Source organism: Pseudoalteromonas sp. Isolate3, from assembly GCF_022398505.1.
GTDB lineage: Bacteria > Pseudomonadota > Gammaproteobacteria > Enterobacterales > Alteromonadaceae > Pseudoalteromonas > Pseudoalteromonas apostichopi.
This window is the reverse complement of the sequence record NZ_JAKEVN010000027.1, coordinates 1-19,030: the sequence shown is the minus strand read 5'-3', so window position 1 is coordinate 19,030 and position 19,030 is coordinate 1. Positions and strand designations below refer to the sequence as shown.

The 19,030-nt window shown below is 37.6% G+C and carries 23 protein-coding genes; 15 read left to right on the top strand and 8 right to left on the bottom strand.

Features of this window, described 5'->3' with window-relative positions; translation table 11 throughout:
• Position 1: 1 nt before the first annotated feature.
• Together L1D46_RS07905 and L1D46_RS07900 are read right to left on the bottom strand one after the other, a co-directional pair.
• Entirely contained in the window at positions 2–1,021 is a 1,020-nt protein-coding gene (locus L1D46_RS07905; RefSeq protein WP_256854447.1) for a DUF3080 family protein, read from the bottom strand.
• On the bottom strand, positions 996–2,354 hold the full coding sequence (locus L1D46_RS07900; protein WP_239977262.1) for an MATE family efflux transporter: 1,359 nt from the start codon (positions 2,352–2,354) through the stop codon (positions 996–998). Before L1D46_RS07900 ends, L1D46_RS07905 begins: the two co-directional genes overlap by 26 nt.
• 94 nt (positions 2,355–2,448) lie before the next feature.
• Here L1D46_RS07900 and L1D46_RS07895 point away from each other — a divergent pair, with 94 nt between their 5' ends.
• A complete protein-coding gene (locus L1D46_RS07895) occupies positions 2,449–3,075 on the top strand; it encodes a riboflavin synthase subunit alpha (RefSeq protein ID WP_130051595.1) in 627 nt (208 codons plus the stop codon).
• A 24-nt stretch (positions 3,076–3,099) separates the two neighbouring features.
• On the opposite strand, the gene L1D46_RS07890 is transcribed toward L1D46_RS07895, so the two are convergent.
• Together L1D46_RS07890 and L1D46_RS07885 are read right to left on the bottom strand one after the other, a co-directional pair.
• Positions 3,100–3,303: a CPXCG motif-containing cysteine-rich protein gene (locus L1D46_RS07890; RefSeq protein WP_130051594.1), complete on the bottom strand. Its 204-nt coding sequence runs from the start codon at positions 3,301–3,303 to the stop codon at positions 3,100–3,102.
• A 230-nt stretch (positions 3,304–3,533) separates the two neighbouring features.
• Positions 3,534–4,400, bottom strand: coding sequence for a fructosamine kinase family protein (locus tag L1D46_RS07885; protein ID WP_239977260.1), 867 nt, complete (start codon positions 4,398–4,400; stop codon positions 3,534–3,536).
• Positions 4,401–4,512: 112 nt separating this feature from the next.
• Here L1D46_RS07885 and L1D46_RS07880 point away from each other — a divergent pair, with 112 nt between their 5' ends.
• Positions 4,513–5,208 carry a DUF445 domain-containing protein gene (locus tag L1D46_RS07880; protein WP_167657729.1) on the top strand — a complete coding sequence of 232 codons (696 nt, stop codon included), beginning with the start codon at positions 4,513–4,515 and terminating at the stop codon, positions 5,206–5,208.
• Positions 5,209–5,258: 50 nt separating this feature from the next.
• On the opposite strand, the gene L1D46_RS07875 is transcribed toward L1D46_RS07880, so the two are convergent.
• Positions 5,259–5,621: a DUF3718 domain-containing protein gene (locus L1D46_RS07875; RefSeq protein ID WP_167657728.1), complete on the bottom strand. Its 363-nt coding sequence runs from the start codon at positions 5,619–5,621 to the stop codon at positions 5,259–5,261.
• A gap of 358 nt (positions 5,622–5,979) precedes the next feature.
• On the opposite strand from L1D46_RS07875, the gene L1D46_RS07870 reads away from it, so the two are divergent.
• The 3 genes from L1D46_RS07870 to L1D46_RS07860 all read left to right on the top strand — a co-directional run bounded on the left by L1D46_RS07870 (position 5,980) and on the right by L1D46_RS07860 (position 9,498).
• Positions 5,980–6,765, top strand: a complete 786-nt coding sequence (locus tag L1D46_RS07870) for a hypothetical protein (RefSeq protein WP_167657727.1) — start codon at positions 5,980–5,982, stop codon at positions 6,763–6,765.
• A gap of 112 nt (positions 6,766–6,877) precedes the next feature.
• Positions 6,878–8,260, top strand: coding sequence for an amidohydrolase (locus tag L1D46_RS07865; protein ID WP_239977259.1), 1,383 nt, complete (start codon positions 6,878–6,880; stop codon positions 8,258–8,260).
• Positions 8,261–8,271: 11 nt separating this feature from the next.
• Positions 8,272–9,498: an amidohydrolase family protein gene (locus tag L1D46_RS07860; protein WP_239977258.1), complete on the top strand. Its 1,227-nt coding sequence runs from the start codon at positions 8,272–8,274 to the stop codon at positions 9,496–9,498.
• A gap of 113 nt (positions 9,499–9,611) precedes the next feature.
• Here the strand turns inward: L1D46_RS07860 and L1D46_RS07855 are convergent, their stop codons facing one another.
• A complete protein-coding gene (locus tag L1D46_RS07855; RefSeq protein WP_239977257.1) occupies positions 9,612–10,664 on the bottom strand; it encodes a DUF3800 domain-containing protein in 1,053 nt (350 codons plus the stop codon).
• Between the two features lie 53 nt (positions 10,665–10,717).
• Positions 10,718–11,236, bottom strand: a complete 519-nt coding sequence (locus L1D46_RS07850) for a hypothetical protein (protein ID WP_239977256.1) — start codon at positions 11,234–11,236, stop codon at positions 10,718–10,720.
• A 326-nt stretch (positions 11,237–11,562) separates the two neighbouring features.
• On the opposite strand from L1D46_RS07850, the gene L1D46_RS07845 reads away from it, so the two are divergent.
• The 10 genes from L1D46_RS07845 (at position 11,563) to L1D46_RS07800 (ending at position 18,603) form a co-directional block, all read left to right on the top strand.
• Positions 11,563–11,829 (top strand): pyocin activator PrtN family protein, encoded by a 267-nt coding sequence (locus L1D46_RS07845; protein WP_239977255.1) that lies wholly within the window; start codon positions 11,563–11,565, stop codon positions 11,827–11,829.
• Between the two features lie 267 nt (positions 11,830–12,096).
• Complete coding sequence (locus L1D46_RS07840) at positions 12,097–13,167, top strand: IS1595 family transposase (RefSeq protein WP_239977254.1); 1,071 nt, start codon at positions 12,097–12,099, stop codon at positions 13,165–13,167.
• A 138-nt stretch (positions 13,168–13,305) separates the two neighbouring features.
• Positions 13,306–14,076, top strand: a complete 771-nt coding sequence (locus L1D46_RS07835; protein WP_239977252.1) for a site-specific DNA-methyltransferase — start codon at positions 13,306–13,308, stop codon at positions 14,074–14,076.
• Between the two features lie 20 nt (positions 14,077–14,096).
• A complete protein-coding gene (locus L1D46_RS07830) occupies positions 14,097–14,483 on the top strand; it encodes a hypothetical protein (protein ID WP_239977250.1) in 387 nt (128 codons plus the stop codon).
• Between the two features lies 1 nt (position 14,484).
• Positions 14,485–15,777, top strand: a complete 1,293-nt coding sequence (locus tag L1D46_RS07825) for a DUF6575 domain-containing protein (RefSeq protein ID WP_239977249.1) — start codon at positions 14,485–14,487, stop codon at positions 15,775–15,777.
• Positions 15,778–15,925: 148 nt separating this feature from the next.
• Positions 15,926–16,138 (top strand): hypothetical protein, encoded by a 213-nt coding sequence (locus tag L1D46_RS07820; RefSeq protein ID WP_239977248.1) that lies wholly within the window; start codon positions 15,926–15,928, stop codon positions 16,136–16,138.
• Between the two features lie 192 nt (positions 16,139–16,330).
• Positions 16,331–16,654, top strand: coding sequence for a hypothetical protein (locus L1D46_RS07815; protein WP_239977247.1), 324 nt, complete (start codon positions 16,331–16,333; stop codon positions 16,652–16,654).
• Between the two features lie 30 nt (positions 16,655–16,684).
• Entirely contained in the window at positions 16,685–17,449 is a 765-nt protein-coding gene (locus tag L1D46_RS07810) for an ATP-binding protein (protein WP_239977246.1), read from the top strand.
• Between the two features lie 106 nt (positions 17,450–17,555).
• Positions 17,556–17,777, top strand: coding sequence for a hypothetical protein (locus L1D46_RS07805; protein ID WP_239977245.1), 222 nt, complete (start codon positions 17,556–17,558; stop codon positions 17,775–17,777).
• A gap of 28 nt (positions 17,778–17,805) precedes the next feature.
• Positions 17,806–18,603 carry a hypothetical protein gene (locus L1D46_RS07800; protein WP_239977243.1) on the top strand — a complete coding sequence of 266 codons (798 nt, stop codon included), beginning with the start codon at positions 17,806–17,808 and terminating at the stop codon, positions 18,601–18,603.
• Between the two features lie 200 nt (positions 18,604–18,803).
• Here L1D46_RS07800 and L1D46_RS07795 read toward each other — a convergent pair.
• The coding region (locus L1D46_RS07795) for a hypothetical protein (RefSeq protein WP_239977241.1) at positions 18,804–19,030 on the bottom strand (227 nt) is incomplete at its 5' end.

Genomic DNA, 19,030 nt, shown 5'->3' with positions numbered 1-19,030 from the left:
TTCATAACGGACTAATTTCGCACGCTCGATAGAAATCTTGCCACCAAGCAACATGGCTTTTAGCAGACTGTTTAAGGCGGTGTAAAATTGCGTCATTACTTTCGCTATCCACAAAGTGGTCCATTTCAGTGTCACGCCATATTTGATGATAAAGCGGTTGTAGGGTTTCTAATCTACCCACCAAGAATGATTGATAAGGTTGTAATTGCTCTAAATAGAATTTTTTAAATACATTACTTAGCGTTTGTGCCTTTTGTTTATTCTTATTGGCAGGGCAGAGATCATCTTTTGAGTACTGCATAAGTTGTTGTGTTAATTGCTGATTGTAATGTGTTTGCGCGCGTGCCGCCGATATTAACAACTTGTTATATTTAAAACGGTTTAACACTTCTAATTGGCTAATGATTTGCTCTGGGTCTATATCGTTTATTCTACCGGTATTAATTTTATTGTTTAATTTAGCAATCTGCTCCATCGCGCTCACGGTTTCACTAAAACCTGCTGAGTTTTCATCGATGTATGTCGAACTTAGCTGCCAGCTTTGTTTAAATTCGCTTTCGTTTAGCAGCATAGCTTTAAAGTAGTTAGGAAGGTTTGCTTGTTTTTGTGCGGCAGTGAGTTTTATTTTTTCAAACAATTCATCTTGTTTTTCAAAGCTTTCTAAACACTCATTTGCGCTTTGTAAAAATTTAATCTGATAACTTAGAATATTAGCGGGTGTTGCTGTTTTACCAAGCTGGTTATTATGCTCAGCGATGAGTGTAGATAGCTTACACTGTCGTAACTGAGCAAGCTCGAGCATGCCAATAGTTGCTTTTTCATCGTTATCATAAGCGAAATGCTTAACGTTCAGTGTACTCGGTTTAGATAGCTTAAAACTATCAGTTTTGAGCACGTTTTCTAATCTTTGTGCGTAGGTGTGATTTACATCGCCCGAAGAGGGCGTGCAGGCAATAAGTGCCGTGCACGCTATTGCGATAATAGAATTTACAAGGCTATTGGTTTTGCAAAAAAGGTGCATGTTTAAATCGCCTATGAACAGTGAACATCAACATAATTGCAGCGGCACTTAAACCCACAATAATACCTATCCAAAAGCCATGAGGGCCCATCGCTGGAACAATTAAATCTGTACGAGCAAGTACGAACCCAAGCGCAAAGCCGATCAACCAATACGATACAAAGGTGATATAACCAATTGGTGCCGTGTATTTTAACCCTCGTAAAATACCATTGGCAGAAACTTGCAATGCATCAGGTAATTGATAGATGCAAGCTAACACCATTATTGAAGAAGCAAGAGCCAATACTTCAGGGTTGTCAGAATACAATTGGCTAATAATATCTCGCGCAAAGAAGGTCACACTTGCCAGCATAAAAGCGATTATCGCCGCTAAAATATAACTGGTATTAACAGCATTTCTTAACTGTTGATAATGTTGTTGGCCAAATAGGTTACCTATTCGTATGCTAATTGCAATTGAGAGGCTCAACGGCATCATAAACAGTAATGTAGTAACACTTGCTGCAATTTGATGACCCGCAACGGCAACTGCTCCCAGATGCGCTATAAACAGCGGAATACAAGCAAATAAGGTTACTTCAAAAAACGTGGCCAAAGAAATTGGGATACCTACTTTGGTTATGGTCCATAATGTCGCAGGTTTAGGTCCGGTAAAATTTGCTAACAATGCTTTGGCATCAACCTTTTTACTAAAGTGACAATAAACAACCTGAGTTAGCGCCATTGCTGTAAATACTAGTGCGGTGGCAATACCACAGCCAGCGCCACCATAGGCTTGAAAACCTAACTTACCATGTATAAACACGTAATTTGCTGGAATATTTACCGCTAAACCAATTAAGCTAATGTAAAAAGCAGGTTTGGTCATACCCATACCTTCAGTAATATTGCGATATACACTGAAAAGTAAAAAACCGAAAATCCCCCATTTAACAAAATGAATATATTGCTCGGCTAAATGGGTAATAGACTGTGAGGTATCAAGTTTAACAAGCACGGTATCAGCAAGGCTTGCTAGCCCTAAACCAATAATAGCGAGTATTAGGGCAAGATATAATCCTTGTTGAAAGTAGTGGCTAATACCTTGTTTATCATTTGAGCCAGCAAACTGCGCAATAATGCCAGTTAAAGCCAATAAAATGCCCTGCAGTGCGAGCATTAACGGATTCCAAATACCCGTTGCAATAGAGAGCGCCGCCAAGTCCGTTGCACTTACTTGGCCAGCCATCACGGTATCAACAACCGTCATTAAAATAAGCGTTACTTGTGCCAAAAATACTGGAATGGCTAACGAAATTAACCTTTTGGCTTCCCAACTACAAAAAGACATAATTTACACGACTAAATAAACAGGCAGCCATTGTAATCTATTCATAGATCAATAAAAATCGCAGTTATCTATTTAATGAAGAAAAGAGAAAGCGATGTTCACTGGAATTGTGCAAACGCAAGCTGTTGTGGTTAAGGCTAATAATCAAGGTGGTGTGCTAAGGCTATCATTAAAAGTAGGGCAGCAATTTGCTGAAAATCTGAATATTGGTGCAAGCATTGCCGTTAATGGCTGTTGTTTAACCGTCGTTAAGTTTGACTCTGACTCCCTTGGTAGCTGTGTTATTGATTTTGATGTGATTGATGAAACATTAAAGTTGACCAACCTAGGTATGTTAACTTTAAATGATACGGTGAATTTTGAGCGCTCAGTGACCTTTGGTACTGAACTGGGTGGCCATATCGTGTCTGGCCACATTCATTGTATGGCCGAAATACTGTCAATTAACCACCTTCAAGATAACTGTAAAATGCAATTATCATTAGCTAAAGAGTGGCAAAAATACGTGTTGTATAAGGGATTTGTGAGTGTTAACGGTGCAAGCCTCACCGTAGGTGAAGTAGATGAGCTGGGCTTTTGGCTGCACTTGATCCCAGAAACACTGGCTATTACCAATCTAGATAACTATCGCGAAGGCGATAAGTTAAATATTGAAGTCGATCAGCAAACTTATACCATTATTAATACGGTCGAAAATTATCTAGAGCAACAAGCAAAATAAGTATAGATATATAAAACGAGCAAATTAAAAAATTTGCTCGTCATCGCTATCGACATGTAACTCAAGTTTATTGTGTGCGTAATCTATATGCATATTCAAATGGATAGGGTTGCAGCATGCACTGCAATCTTCATAATAGTCTTGGTCACCGTCGCTAGCATCAAGTGCCACATGAATGTGGTGACCACAATGAGGGCATGAAATCCGTTGTGTGTAATGGTCTTTCATCAGCTTTTACCTTAATCAGGCATGCCTGAGTTCGTTAAATTGCAATCTGAATTAAACTCTAAAACATAAAAAATGAATGTAGATTTAATCAGATTGGTATAACTCACTAACCGAATTGTTTATAAGCGTAGTGCTACAACAAACGGCTAGCATCTTTGTTTATACGCCTTATAAGATAAATATAGTCACGTTTAGTAGTTTATGACATCCATTTTACAGTGATTTCGCGGTTATTTTAGTAGCTGCTGAATATGTTGTTTTGCTTCAGTCAGATAGTGCCCGGCAAATATGTTGGCATTATTGAGCATTGGGTATAGTTGGTAAATAGCTCTACGATGCTCGTAACCTACCTGCAGTGGGTAGATATCGTTATAGGCATCATAAAAGCTATCGGGGAGTGGGGCATAAAGCTCGCTCGTTGCAATATCGCATTCCCGATCACCATAATAACAAGCAGGGTCAAACACACTAGGTACATTATTATAAAAGCCCATATTCCGGCGCCAAAAATCACCGTGTAATAATGAAGGCTCAACAACATGGCTATGCAGAGCATCTTTAACAAAGGCAATAAAGGTATCTTGATCGACAAGCTCTATGCCTTTTTCTTGTAATAGCTGTAATTGCCAACCTATTCGTTCTTCAGCAAAAAATACATCCCATTTTTTGTGCCAGCGATTAGGTTGTAGAGTTGAGCCAAGAAAGTTGTCGTTATCGAAGCCGAACATGGCTTGAGTATGTTTTTGGTGCAAATTGGCAAGATACTCACCCATTTCATGCCAATTAGTATTATTATGAGGCTGTTTATCAAGCTCTAACCATTCAAGCACCATAAATGAAAACTCTATGTTGCAACCTGTTGTTATGCAATCTGGGATCATAAATAGGCTTTCTTGAGTTAAAAGCTTAAGGTTCAAGGCTTCGCATTCGAAGCGCTCAAGATCACTCAAATGAGCTACTTTCACAAAGAAGTGATGTAAATCATCACCAATTTGGAAGTATCTGTCGTTATTTGGCGATTTTAATTGGCGTTTAAAGGTATGCTTAAAATCAAAATGCATCGCTTGGCTAATCTGTTCATTCACTGAATTCCACATAATTTTGTTCGCCTTTTAACCATATAGTTAAACTATGGCAAAAAGACGATGAATTAACAAACCCATAGCGTTAATATTATTAAAGTTTATCGAAGTATTTATGAGGGGTCAGATGAATAAAAGTCTCATTACTAATTTAGTGGCGTTTGCATTAGTATTAGTCGGGTTTTTATTTGAACAAGCAATAGTACTTTCTGTTGGTTTATTTGCGTTATCGGGCGCAGTAACAAACTGGCTTGCTATACACATGCTATTCGAAAAAGTACCATTTTTATATGGCTCAGGGGTCATAACATTAAAGTTTGCCTCTTTTAAAGTCGCTATCCGCAACTTGGTGATGACAGAATTCTTCGCTGAAGAGAAAATCGATCAGGTGATGGCTTTAGCAAAACCAAACATTGATTTAGAGCCTGTGATTAGTGAAGTTAACCTCAGTCCGGCTTATGATTCTTTAATTGAGGTCATCGAAAACTCACAATTTGGCGGTATGCTTTCAATGTTCGGTGGGCGTGATGCGCTAGAGCCAATGCGTGAACCTTTCATTGATAAAATGAAAGCAGCGGTGATTGATATTTCAAAAAGCGACGAATTTAAAATGATTCTTGATGAAAAGCTATTTGCCAACTCTCATCTTGGTGGCTCTTTACATAGTACAGTTGAGCGTTTAGTTGATGAGCGTTTGAATGAGCTTACGCCAACAATGGTAAAAGATATCATTCAAACCATGATCAAAGAACATTTAGGTTGGTTAGTGATTTGGGGTGGGGTGTTTGGTGGCTTATTTGGCCTAATCGCTGCGCTAGTATAATGAAGAAGCTTGTAGCAGGCCTTTAAAGACCTGCTACAGTGAATTAATCATTATTTTGAACCAGCAACAACAATCACTGTGTCATCAGATACTTTAGCGATATCCTGGATAGTTGTTTTTGTAGCTGTTTCAAAATTTAAGTATTTTGCTGAGTTATGAAAACCATAAGTGCTTGCAAACTTATCTGTCGACATATCATTGCAAAGTAGCTTTTCTGTCATTACGCGTTTGCTCAAGCGTAGATCGCGCATTGTGCTTGATACGTTTAATGGTTTGTTAGAGGCAATGGCCATACAGGCTTGCGTGCCAACTGAGTCATCTGCGGCGACAAATTGTGCTGCACTTGCATCAGTTGCTGCTAGTGAAGAACCTAAAATTAATGCTGTACCTAGTGCTGTAGTTAACGTATTCATCTTTCTCTCCAGTTGTTGTCCGTATTACGTTTAGTATGTGCAACCTCGCTTTTATGGATACTTCACACTTCCTGTTTGCTGGGCACGTTTAAAGTATTACGCTAAACAAGAACAATTGCTGTTAATGAAAATCGACAAGATGTAAGTAAGTATGTAGATGTGAACAAGCAAAACTAACCGCTTGATAAGTGCTATTTTAAAGTGTGAATTTTGACACAAATAGGCTGAAATCTTTTTCATTTATTTTATTAAAACGTGTTTTAGCTCGTATTAAAGGCTTAATTTTTACGTGGCTGTTACATTTAAGTATTAACTCTACCTTTTCTTAAAAAGGCAAATCAGAGTATAAGGAGCATGAGTGACCACAAAATTAGCAGGCTATTATCAACAAGCCTATGCATCTGAATCAAAACACTTTAATCAATGTTTTTATTGTGGTTGTGAAGCAACTGAGCGAGATTTTTGTCCGCCACTACATATGCTGCAAAGCATTATAGATTTGGGCGAAGAGGCTGAATTTATATCAATTCCAACTTGTTATGAATGCTTTGCATTACTGCATAACGAGCGTGTATTGACCATTGATGGGCGAGTTACAAAACTAAAAAAGAAACTTTCAGCAAAATACGCTAAAGCATTAAGAATTTATCACATGTGGCATGAAAGCGAACTTCACGATATGAGTGATGAATTTGTGCACAGCATAAAAGCTGGTATGAAGTTAGGCGCTGAGGCTGCAGAGCGAATTGCATTCCAAGGTTATAGTTATGCAACCGAAGATGCCAACGTAACAATTCGCGAAAAGCGTGCTGAATTTGATGTGCAAGGCAAAGTCTTTTATGACTTTAAAGACGCGCTCAATTATTGCATTAATGATTTGAATGTAGATCGTACTGAATTTTATAAGCTAGTGGTTGAGGATTATAATGGTGATTTTAATCGTGCTTTAAGCCAATACCGGCATAGGCACGAAAAGGTTACAGCAGCTAATGACGCTGATTCTCTAATCAAAAGCTTTGCGAAGCAGCATAAACAAAACTCTGACTTCGTAACTCGGACTGTGAAACATTTTATCAACAAAGATCCGAGTTTAACTACTGAAGGTGCGTTAGAGCAGCTATATAACAACTACATAAAGAAATAGTGTCCTGTGAGGCTGGTTATTCGTCTTGAAAATTGGTGACTGGCCTCGTTTAGTCGCATTAAAGTTAACAATTAGTTAAAGTAATCTAATAATAAAAAAGAGGAACGTAAGAATGCAAAAATTTGCACCATCCTTGTTGGTTATGGCGCTTGGTGTCGCTTTAGCGGGCTGCCAAGACAATGGCCCACAAGATCCAAAAGTCTCAATTAATAAAAATCCATACCCTAGCACCTATCAGCCACTTGCATCACAAAGTACTTTAATCACTAATGCAACTGTTTTAACAGGCACTGGTGAACGTTTAGATAACGCAGATGTTTTCTTTGTTGATGGCAAAGTACAGCAAGTAGGTAAAGACCTTTCTGTACAAGCTGACAAAACGATTGATGCAGAAGGCAAATGGGTAACACCTGGAATTATTGATGTGCACTCACATTTAGGTGCATACCCAACCCCATCAGTGGCATCTCACCAAGACGGCAACGAAATGACCAGCCCAGTTACTGCAGAAGTATGGGTTGAGCATTCAGTATGGCCACAAGATCCTGGTTTCAACCGTGCTCGTGAAGGTGGTATTACGTCATTACAAATTCTACCTGGCTCAGCTAACCTAATTGGTGGTCGTGGTGTAACACTTAAGAATATTCCTTCGCACACAATGCAAGGTATGAAATTCCCTGATGCACCATATGGTTTAAAAATGGCGTGTGGTGAAAACCCGAAACGTGTTTATGGCCGTAAAGGCGTTTTACCATCAACGCGTATGGGTAACATGGCGGGTTATCGCACAGCGTGGATTGAAGCAACTGAGTACAAACGCGAGTGGGATAAGTACGAAAGTGATTATGCCGCAGGTAAAAACCCTGCAGCACCTCACCGTGACATCAAATTAGATACTCTGGCTGGGGTGTTAGAAGGTGACATTTTAATTCATAACCACTGTTATAAAGCAGAAGAAATGGCCATGATGATCGACCTTGGTAAAGAGTTCGGTTATCACTCAGGTACTTTCCATCACGGTGTTGAAGCATACAAAATTGCTGATTTACTAGCTGAAAATGGTAACTGTGCAGCACTTTGGCCAGATTGGTGGGGCTTTAAAATGGAAGCCTACGACATGGTTCAAGAGAACGTAGCAATTGTTGATGCAGTTAAAAATTCATGTGCAGTGGTTCACTCAGACTCAGATACAACAATCCAACGCTTAAACCAAGAAGCTGGTAAAGTTATGTACCGCGCGAATGATGTTGGTTATGACATCTCTGAGCAACACGCAATCAAATGGATCACCTCAAACGCGGCTAAATCGCTGGGTATTGATGATAAGACTGGTTCACTTGAGGCAGGTAAGCAAGCTGATGTGGTTATTTGGAGCCAAAATCCTTTCAGTGTTTATGCTAAAGCAGAGCAAGTATTTATCGATGGTGCCAAAGTTTATGATCGTAATGATGATAAATACCAAGCACAAAGTGATTTCATGCTAGGTCAAAAATAGGAGTAACATTGATGACAAAATTAACTAAATCATTAAAGCTGTCACTTGTTGCTGCTGGCTTATTTTCTGCGACAGCAAGTGCTGCATCTGTAGCGATTGTAAATGCAACACTACACACTTCAACAGAGCAAGGTGTGTTAGAAGGCGCAAGTGTTGTTATTGAAGATGGCAAAATTGTTGCTATTAACCCGGCATCTATCAACGCTGATACAACCATTGATGCAAAAGGCCAAATCGTGACTGCTGGCTTTATCGGCACTATGAACCAATTAGGTCTAGTAGAAGTGGGGGCTGTTGCAGGTTCACGTGATGGTGGTGACGACAAAGCAGGTATCGATTTTGACCCAAGCCTTGCGTTCAACCCACGCAGTAGCTTGATCCCTTATGCACGCAAAGGCGGTATTACTCAAGATGTAATTGTACCAAACGGTGGTGACAGTATCTTTGCCGGTCTTGCATCTGTTGTTGATCTATCAGGTAGCTTTGAAAGCGTAAATAAAAAGCAAGTTGCGCTTGTTGTTCACTTAGGTGAAAAGAGTAAAGGCTCACGTGCTATGTCGATGAAAACACTTATCGACAAGCTTGAAGGCGAAAAGTCAGCTAAAAAAGATGACAAAAAAGAGCCATCAACAGAGCAAAAAGTCCTAGCATCTGTACTTGCTGGTGATATGCCTCTGATTGCGAGTGTTCAGCGTGCATCCGACATTTATGAGCTTGTTAAATTAAAAGAAAACTATGGCATTAACTTAGTGATTCATGGTGGTGACGATGCTGTCGTGGTTGCTGATACGCTAGCAAAAGCTGATGTACCTGTGATTATTAGCTCAATGGCAAACTTACCGGGTAGCTTTGATTCATTACATGCAAACCTTGCTAACGCAGGTAAGCTTGAAAAAGCGGGTGTAAAAGTCATTATTGGTGTTGCCGGTGACTCAAGCCATAATGTTTACCAATTACGTTTTGATGCGGGTAATGCAGTGTCTTATGGTATGAGCCAACAAGGAGCACTTAGTGCAGTAACCAGCAACATTGCTGATGTTTTTGGTTTAAACTCAGGCGCAATTGCTAAAGGTAAACGTGCAAATCTAGTTATGTGGTCGGCAGATCCATTTGAGCTTAACTCACACGTAAGCAAAATGTGGATCAACGGTGAAGAGGTTTCAACAGAAGCGCGTCAAGATAAACTACGCGATCGTTATACAACTGACTCAGCGATGCCACGCGCTTACACAAAATAAGCGCTTTAGATATCGCTATTATGTAGCTGTTGCACAATAAGTATCAACCAGTAGGAAAGCATTCTATTTTCCTACTGGTTGACTGTTAATTCGTTGTAATTAAACTTTGCACGTTATTTAAATAATTGAGCAATATAATCGATCGACTTACTAGCCTCAGTTCCCTTACGAAATTCTTTTTGTTCTTCAAAATTAATTTTTGGCAGTAAGTGTATTAGTTGAGGCTCACTATATTGTTTAAAAATACTACTACTGTACTCATTTGACTTTAGCCCTTGTAAACTTTTCATAGCATCAACTGCAGCACCAGCTAGGATATCTGCAAGCTGAACACCAGGGGACATTCTAGAATCTATCTGTGAAACACTTTCTAACTTTAAAGGAAATTTTATTGACGCTAGCTTACTTTGAAAAAATTCAATGTGCTGAGAGTGGTTAATCATTTTGTATAGTATATGATCGTATTGTTTAAGGTTTTCAGACTGGTCATGAACGATTCTATAGCCGTGGTTTAGCTCTGCTTCTAATCGATTTATTAAAGACATTAATACAACATGGGCTATGTCTGTAGAAACTCGTTGATCAATTATTGCGTCAATACAGGACTGATTTTGTGTAGCCAATGGGCCAAATACTTCTGGAAATTCTTGCCAGTTGGATGCACAGACCTTATCTATCAAAGCTTGAATAGATGTTTGTGTTTTAGCTTTTACCGCTAACTGAAATAAGTTGAGAATTTCTGTGAATTGATTAGCCCCCAATAAAGCATCACCTGTAAAAAATAATAAAGATGCTAACGCGTAATTTTGGCCATCTTCGTAAAAATTGAATCCTTTTTCGTAGTAGAATGGCTCAACTGCAGAATCTAAGAACATTAAGATGAGCAAGAACTTTTTATCGCAAACATATGTAATGCATAAGTGATTTTTTAGTAAATCATTCTGTAGAGATAACAGCCGATTCCAATTGTTAGGTCTTCGAACTAAATCTTTATGCTTTAACTCAGGTGATTGAAGACGAGGAAAATGCTTTCTTATTAGTAACTCAGCTTCGGTATCACTAATAAATACAGCAGAAGCTGCTTGAATTGGTTGTTCGGCATTTAATAAATCTGCTCCCGTATACCCACTCTCATCAATAAAAACAAGTTTATTAGAATTACTCATATCCAGTCCATGTAAGGCAAGAGCGAAACTCTAGAGCTAGATACATCAAAAACTCAAAAGTGTTCACCAACAATTTTAACTCTGTAAAGATATTCATAAAGAGGATATTTAATAATATCGAAAGATTCTTCACTAAATACTTCAAAATAAATATTTGAAACTAAGTCACAGGATGTATCAGGATTTCCCATAATTCTACCGCGAAGATGAATAGCTATTAAACACGTAATTGCGTCGATTGATTTATGAGAACTCACCTTCCGAATCTTGCTCCAAGTAGGAAATTCTCTATGATGAATAAAACCACCTACTGAATCGTGTTTGTCTATATATTTTGTTACTTCAGGTGAAATTAAACATAAAACACGATCAATAAGGGGTAAGCCTATTTTTTTAGAGCCAATCAAGTGCCATAAAGGCAGATAAAAGCAGTTTATTGTTCCTGGTAATGCATTATTAACTCTATTCACTTTAGGTATTCGTAATGCGGGTCCTCCTTTTTCCATGCTTTTCCAGTAGCCCGATGCTTTTGACCACCAACCATCAGATAAATTACCTTCTAAACGCAGCAACTCTTTCTCTATTTTATATGCAGTCTCTACACATAACCGATGCTTGATACTAGATACCCAATATTGCGTTATCAGCTCTTGGACAGGCCTTAGTAGGCGCTTATACTCGTCAAAATTGAACAAATTTTATCCCACTAAAAATTCTACATTTTCTATGTATAATTTTTCTATCAAACGCAATGTATTGAAAAATATTAACATTTAGTTTTTCTAATTAATTAGTTGCGGTAGTTATTTTCAATTTATAGCCGTAACTTTCAACTGTAAAAATAGGTTATTGTCTGCCTTTGTCACGGTTAAAACGCCATAACTGCATAGGGTTATATGTGAAATACTTAGCTCCAAATAATGAAGAGATTGAACTTGCTGAAAAGTTAGAAAAGCAAATGTTATCCGTCTATGGCACACCTATGATTTCAGGTAAAACGCTCAGTGAAGCTCTTGGTTATAGCTCACTTGATGCTTTTCGACAGGCTATTGGTAGAGGAACGTGTCCGATTAACGTTTTTAAAATCGATAATCGCAGAGGAAAGTTTGCACTGGTAAGAGATATAGCCCAGTGGATGGCTAAACAAAGATTAAAGGAGTCGTAAATATGAACTAGCTATTTATTTTTACTAGGGGCTAGAAAGACAAAAGCCAGATGCTGGAACATCTGGCCTTGACGGTTTATCAAAGAATTACGAAGCCCTTTGATACCCCTAATTTTGTCCGTTTCAATGAGAGTTGTCAATACAGACGTTTCAATTAAGACATCTGTACGAACTCTTTTTGCCTCATCCAACTGATTTTTATTTGAAGTTTTAAACGCTAGCTTCGTTGGCGGGAATTGACTCGCCCCAAAAAAAGCAAGGGGTTTTATGGGACAACACTGGTTATTGTCTAGTGCCGTTAAAGATTTAAATTTAATCGACATCGCTGAAATGTCAGAAAGCGAAGCTTTTGAACTTTTCTGTGAAACAAGGTGGGGAAGTAAAACAGAGCAATGTTGCTCTAGATGCGGTGTGATAGACAATCATTACTTTAGAAAGAATAGGAAACAATGGAAGTGTAAGCATTGTGACCTGTGTTTTAGTGTTACAACTAAAACAGTGTGGGCAGATAGAAAGCTGCCATTTAAAAAAATATTACTGATGATATTCCTTTTTACATCAAGTCCAAATGCTATATCAGCTTCATCACTATCAAGAAAAATAGGTGTTTCATACAAAACCGCTTGGGTATTTTGCCACAAATTACGAGAAGCAATTATTAGAACTGAAGATGACTCTCTTATGACTGGTGAAGTTCATGTTGATGGTGGGCACTTCGGAGGAAAGCCACGTAGCGGTCAATATAGAAATATAGCCAAGCCTGAGGACATTGCTGCGAAAATTAAGTTAGGAAAAAGCCAAGGTGCAAAACGTAGTCGAATGTCGAGAGCAAACTATGAAAGAAAAAAGAGAAATCGAAGAATTCCCATTGTTGTCCGTCAGGTGCAACCTGGATTTGGTGGTGTTCGAACTCGAATATTCATATCGAAAGCAGAAGACCACAAAGTGGCTAATTTCATAAAAGAACATTATATCGAAAAAGGAGCCTCAGTAAGAACCGATGAATGTCCTGCATATAATTTATTTTCAGGATATTTTGATCATGAAACTGTAGAGCACTCAAAAGAATACTCAACCGTTGATGGAATAAATAATAATCAGGCTGAGTCTTTCTTCAGTAGGCCGAGAAGGAGTGAATACGGTGTTTTTCATCGAATGATGGCTAGGTATATGCTCGATTACATGAACGAGATGGCATGGCGTGAAGATGGAAGAAGAGAAACAGAGTCAGAACGATTTTTAGGTATTTTAAGAAAGTCTTTGTTTGTTAAAAACTCATTATGGTGGCGTGGGTATTGGCAAGGGGTAAAAAGAAACGACGAGATGATAGCTGTTTAATTAAATGGTGTGTGACACGTTATATCCTTTTTGATTTAGTTCTCATCGGCAGAATTAAATATGACAAAAGTCAACAAACATGTCAAAATTATATGTACATTTATACATATAAACGATGAGTGATAAGGGAAAGCGAAAATGCTTGATGAAGGAGGAAGTGATCTAGTAACTGAGCCGACGAGCTCTAAGCATATTGAACCTAAATCCAGTACACAACAAAATAAAAATAGTGGTGAAGGAAAATCCCTTGACTGCTCGCTGAATAATTTTGATGCCATTGAGTGGCTGAAAAATCTGGAAGATAATTCCGTTGATCTATTTATAACTGACCCTCCTTATGAGTCTTTAGAAAAGCACCGAAAAATAGGGACCACGACAAGGCTAAAAAACAGTAAAGCTTCTAGTAATAAATGGTTTCAAATTTTTCCTAATAGTAGATTTGAAGAATTGTTCTTAGAGATTTATCGAGTACTCAAAAATAATTCACACTTTTATTTGTTTTGTGACCAAGAAACAGCTTTTTTTGCAAAACCTATTGCAGAGTCGGTAGGTTTTAAATTTTGGAAACCGTTGGTTTGGGATAAAATGGCTATAGGTATGGGGTATCATTATCGAGCTAGATATGAGTTCATATTGTTTTTTGAAAAAGGGAAACGAAAGCTCAATGATTTATCTATTCCCGATATTTTAACAGTTAAGCGTGTTCATCGAGGCTATCCAACTGAAAAACCTGTAGAACTATTGGAAATTTTAGTAAAACAAAGTACTATTGCGTCCCAAGTTGTTTGTGATCCATTTATGGGTTCAGGGTCTACTGGTGAAGCAGCATTAAATCTTGATAGACACTTTTTAGGTAATGATTTGTGTGACGAGGCCTTTCAAGTAACCAGAAAACGACTATTTAAGTAGTAAAAAATAAGGAGATTTTTATGACTGAAAGGAACTTGATTTATCCTGAAGATTTTCCGGTTGGTGTGCCACCAGAATCTGCAACCCCTGCTAATGGGAATGCATATCGTCTTGTACGTAACGATCCTCCTAATGCTCAAGATTTTTGTGGTTATTATAGAGAACCGTATTTAAAGCGTATCCCTCAAAATCCAAAACCAAACTTTTTTGGTACTTCTATGTTTAGAGATTTAGCTCAAACCAAAGTTGCCAGAGAAGAACATAAACCTCAAAGAGATAAAAAAATTGCGGCAGGAACTTTAAGCCCCGAATTTGGTGTAGTATCTAGAGAAAATCAGGTTACACACTTCGATGCTTGGCTAAAAGAGAACACTGGCATTGAAAACGTTTTCTCGGTAGAAGAATAATATGCACTATTTACCAAATAATGAAACCTTTGGAGAAATTGAGGTTGTAAATGTTTACAGCCATTATGATGTCCCAAGGACATTTATCTGCGCTACTGAAAATTTAGGTTTTGTATTTTCATTTTGGATAGATGAAACAGAAACACACGATTCTTGGTATTACGTTTGTATATCTGAAGAACAGATATCTAGATTAGAGTCAGGATTAATACAACTTAGAGATTTATTTATAGGTAATCAAATATTTCAAGTCGATACTCCTTACGATCATACGCAGATTGCATCTGTGAGCCAAATTGAAGAAGGAATGTTAGATCAAGAAGCTCTACCTCCAGTGGGTTTTGCATTAAAGAAAATTGGTTACAACCAATATTGCGTGGATAAATTTCCAGAAGAATCTTTTTTTTATAACCAAAATAGTCATCAAGTTAGAATCAGTAAACCCAGAAGTAAAAAACCTATCGTTTGGGATGCTATTCCTGCTGTTTTTGGAGTGTGGAAGAAGATACATAATGAAATATTAGAATCAATTGATGATTTGGCAGGTAATATATTCATAACCCCTGGTCCAGCGCAGATAGGATCATATAAAATTAATTTTGAATCGTCTCACAACGAAATCGCATTGAATGCAGCAAAGAATTTATTCGCTGGACTCAAAGAAGCAAATGGTCAACTTGAAAATCTGTTAGAACTTGGAGTTGATTTATCGCTTGTTGAAGAGTTATTGAATAGTTTAAGTGAGCATAACCTTCAATTTGAAATTAGAGGACCATCGGGGAATATAGTAGAAACTATAAACTATAGGGACCTCTCAGCATCTATGGAAACAATCTTTGAGTACAATCAAGAGAAGTTACCTAGTAGTTTAGTCCCCCAAGCTAATGATGTTGAACGCATTATTACTTATATTTACAATAAATCGCATGGTATTCCTTTTACCGCTGAGTCTGAAGGAATTGACCAGAGACAAATCAATTATTATATGTCAGCCTCTAAAATGATGGGGTTTGTTAATCACGGTTTGTTAACTCCTATTGGTTGGAAACTATCTGAAGCTACTTTAGAAGAAGAACAATACAAAATTCTAAAGGATAGATTTGAAACTTCGAGGTGTGGCTGGGCTTGGATGAAGTTCTGTAACGTAAATTCTGCTCTAGAGCTGGGTCCAGAAACAGCAGAGGACTTTCTTAGAGAAAGATCTACAGGACTATCTGAATCAACGTTAGTTCGACGCGCCTCAACACTCAGGAAATGGCCAGAAGTTTTTCGTAATAAACTTCAATCAAATTAGGTATCGACTCAGTCCAACAACCGATTATGCAACATAAACAGCGTGTTGCATAAATACTAGATTGTTAGAAGTATTGGAGTAACTAGTCATAATGAACATTATTAAAGCTCTATTTTTTTATCCTTTACTATGGTTACGGGGAATTTTTTTGAGCATTGGTAAAGTCATTAGTGTGATTTGCTTATTATCTTCTGTGCTGATGATTATCCTTAAGATGACTGAGCAATTTTCAACAATTGAGTGGCTTCAAATTGTTCCTACTGCTGCAATTGGTTTTGGTATGTTTATGCTAATGGAGTTTTATGATCAAATATTACTCAAATTAAACCCAACCGATTCGGAACTTATCTTATACAAGTAAAAACTACTAACAATGCCATTATGGTAATTGGGCTTAAATCGCATGGCTTGCGTTCCTTCGTCGCTAAATTTAGCCATGTATTTGTGCCCCCCATATGACTCCTTAATAGCCTAAACCCTCGCTATAGTTGAAATTTTCTAGTTTAGCCCCAACTGTTATTTAATAAGATCATAATTAACGCGAAGAAAGACTATGAACATTGTCACATTCTCCATTGGAACCATTGCATCTAAGTTATCAAAATACCCATCGAAAACTTTTTCGATATTTATTGCAGCGGTACTTTCGTTACTTAGTTGGTATTTAGGTAGTAGTTTTGCTCCAATTGCTGATATTGCTATTCCATTCCTAAATGAATGGTATGCTCTAGGGACTAAAGAAAACTTCCCAATGTACCTAGTTTTAGCTAGTTACATGTTACTTATTGGGGCTTCTATAGCCCAAATTAGCATTTACGCATTTGATAGCGCTTGTTATGTTAAACAAAAATATGATTTGCGAATTCCGCAATTATAATAGGCAATTTGTAATCTGATAGGACAGATTTTGTTAATAGATAGAAATTGGAAACTTCAAAGCGCATTTAATGCGATTAATGAAGCTTATCGCCCTGGAGGCCAATTAAGTGGCCCACAACGAAACAGGTTAATCGAAACTTGGGGGCAATTAGTTGGCAAATCGAGAGCGACAGAAGAATTGCGACTACTGATTGAGTATTACGGCTCAATGAATAAAATGTCAAAAGCTGTTCAAATGGCTCCTAGAACAATTAAGCTTCTTAAAAATTTTTTTGATTCTTTGCCTAATGACCTTGAGCATATTGATTCAGTAAGAAAATACAATTTTTCTGAAGGTGAGCATTGCTCACTAGAAGAAGATTTAACTCATGAATTCAAAGAAATCAAAGGTAATAATCCAACCAAATCAATACAAAATTTGGTTGACGAATACATTGTCGCATATTTAAATAGTTCCGGTGGCAGTATTTTTTGGGGGATATGTGATAACGGTATAGTAAAAAGCCTCAAATTAGATTCAACTCAAAAAGATCAAATAAAGAAGGTGATAAATTCTAAAGTTAATACGATAGAACCTTCCATAGATCCAACTCAAATTGAAGTGAATTTTCATAGAGTTGGCAACGTTGAAAGCGGTTATGTAGTTGAAGTAAATGTTCCAAAATCAAATTCGATAGGCTTATTTTTCAACTCATCTGGAAATACATGGGTGAGGATAAACGGATGCAAACAAAAACTACAAGGTGTTGCACTACAAGAATACATAATCCAACGCTTACAGAAAGGCAACTAACAAGCGATATTTAGTCGTTCAAATTTCAGGACTTAGATACACTATGTTTCTTTCTGTATGCTTATTGTCATGACAAATATCAATTAAATATTGAATGGGAAAACTGATGCAATTATCAGAATTAGAACAAGAAGCAAACTCACTTGATGAATATTTAACAAATGCATCTGAAGAACAAATACAAGAAATCAAACAGCAACAAGAAAATGCTCACACTATTATTAATATTGCTAAGCAGACAAATAGTCAAAGGCACCGTGAGTTTTTAGCACCTAAACAAACCAAGCAAATTAGACGCTTAAAAGAGCAACTAGAAAAAAGTTCATAGGGGGATTTTATGGACTGGAAAAAGCATAATGACAGCTAAAGGTTACTCACTGTTTGCTTTTCTTGGAAAATGTTTAACGTGCAACAACAGCAGTTCAAACATTGATTCTTTCAAGCGAGAACTAATCAAGGCTGCGAATGACGCACAATCAAGCAGTCTGGATGAATTCATCGTTGACGGAAATTTCATGACGTATATCTCCAAAAAAATCAATGAATCGTATATGGATGTCCAACTCGCTTCTATCAAAGGGTTGTCTAAGGATGATTTCTATCCTCATGGAAGTAATTGGCGCCAGGCTGTTTACGGTTTGGATTGCGAAGGTTGGGGAGAATTGCGAAAAGAGATCATTGACTATTTCAAATCGGATGAACAAGGGCGTGAATTTCCAACGAAGGGCTCTGAAAAAGAAATGCGAGTCTATTTCGTTGGGAATGTAGCTTACTGCGGTATTGGAAATCATCGACTTGTGGCCGCAAAAGCCTGGCTTACTTACGAAGATGGTGATAATGCGCTTCTGCGTAATATTAATTGTTCGAATAATGAGGTTTTGCCAGAATTCAAGGAAATCTTTGAACAAAGCCTTAATGAAGGAGCAAAGCTTTATTATGGACATACCGGCCAATGGGGCGTACATGATCGACGGAACATCAGAAACATCCTTCGCGTTGACTCAAAAGGCTCGAGATCCAAATTCTATGAAATTACAGGGGGCTACCCTGTCGAAATCAAAAGTATTGGTAATCGTCTTCTGTGCCGAGTTGTTAAGTATAAACATGTAGGCGAAGACATTATTAAACAAATGCTACATCAGGGAAACTGCTAGTATGACTCTTTATTACTTTGTTTGACCGCCACTATTGCGCTCATTTTGTTTAAGTATAAAGCTTTATTTTCAAGGCTTTAACTTTTAAAACTGAGTAATTGGGTTTGTGGAATAATTCAGTATGATACTCTTTTACACTACGGCGTTGAATGTTCACTTTTTTTGGACTGTGAGATCAACAGATGGACGCAACATATTGATTAATGAGTCTCATTCTTTGCTTTGAATCTACCTTCTACCAATTTTGTTCCGAGCTGCGTTCTAGTTATTTTTTCCTCGTCCGCCATATTTTGAAGTCTTTTTCGAACAGCCAATCTAAAGTTTCTTATGGAATTGTGCGAATAACCTTGTTCATTTGTTCGTAACATGCAATAAGCAAGAATTTCTGAAAGTGATGCATCTGAATTTGCGGGAATCTTATATAAAT

Coding starts and splice junctions, on each gene's coding strand:
- L1D46_RS07905 (WP_256854447.1), bottom strand. CDS start 1,021: ATGCACCTTTTTTGCAAAACCAATAGCCTTGTAAATTCTATTATCGCA.
- L1D46_RS07900 (WP_239977262.1), bottom strand. CDS start 2,354: ATGTCTTTTTGTAGTTGGGAAGCCAAAAGGTTAATTTCGTTAGCCATT.
- L1D46_RS07895 (WP_130051595.1), top strand. CDS start 2,449: ATGTTCACTGGAATTGTGCAAACGCAAGCTGTTGTGGTTAAGGCTAAT.
- L1D46_RS07890 (WP_130051594.1), bottom strand. CDS start 3,303: ATGAAAGACCATTACACACAACGGATTTCATGCCCTCATTGTGGTCAC.
- L1D46_RS07885 (WP_239977260.1), bottom strand. CDS start 4,400: ATGTGGAATTCAGTGAATGAACAGATTAGCCAAGCGATGCATTTTGAT.
- L1D46_RS07880 (WP_167657729.1), top strand. CDS start 4,513: ATGAATAAAAGTCTCATTACTAATTTAGTGGCGTTTGCATTAGTATTA.
- L1D46_RS07875 (WP_167657728.1), bottom strand. CDS start 5,621: ATGAATACGTTAACTACAGCACTAGGTACAGCATTAATTTTAGGTTCT.
- L1D46_RS07865 (WP_239977259.1), top strand. CDS start 6,878: ATGCAAAAATTTGCACCATCCTTGTTGGTTATGGCGCTTGGTGTCGCT.
- L1D46_RS07860 (WP_239977258.1), top strand. CDS start 8,272: ATGACAAAATTAACTAAATCATTAAAGCTGTCACTTGTTGCTGCTGGC.
- L1D46_RS07855 (WP_239977257.1), bottom strand. CDS start 10,664: ATGAGTAATTCTAATAAACTTGTTTTTATTGATGAGAGTGGGTATACG.
- L1D46_RS07840 (WP_239977254.1), top strand. CDS start 12,097: ATGGGACAACACTGGTTATTGTCTAGTGCCGTTAAAGATTTAAATTTA.
- L1D46_RS07835 (WP_239977252.1), top strand. CDS start 13,306: ATGCTTGATGAAGGAGGAAGTGATCTAGTAACTGAGCCGACGAGCTCT.
- L1D46_RS07830 (WP_239977250.1), top strand. CDS start 14,097: ATGACTGAAAGGAACTTGATTTATCCTGAAGATTTTCCGGTTGGTGTG.
- L1D46_RS07825 (WP_239977249.1), top strand. CDS start 14,485: ATGCACTATTTACCAAATAATGAAACCTTTGGAGAAATTGAGGTTGTA.
- L1D46_RS07815 (WP_239977247.1), top strand. CDS start 16,331: ATGAACATTGTCACATTCTCCATTGGAACCATTGCATCTAAGTTATCA.
- L1D46_RS07805 (WP_239977245.1), top strand. CDS start 17,556: ATGCAATTATCAGAATTAGAACAAGAAGCAAACTCACTTGATGAATAT.
- L1D46_RS07800 (WP_239977243.1), top strand. CDS start 17,806: ATGACAGCTAAAGGTTACTCACTGTTTGCTTTTCTTGGAAAATGTTTA.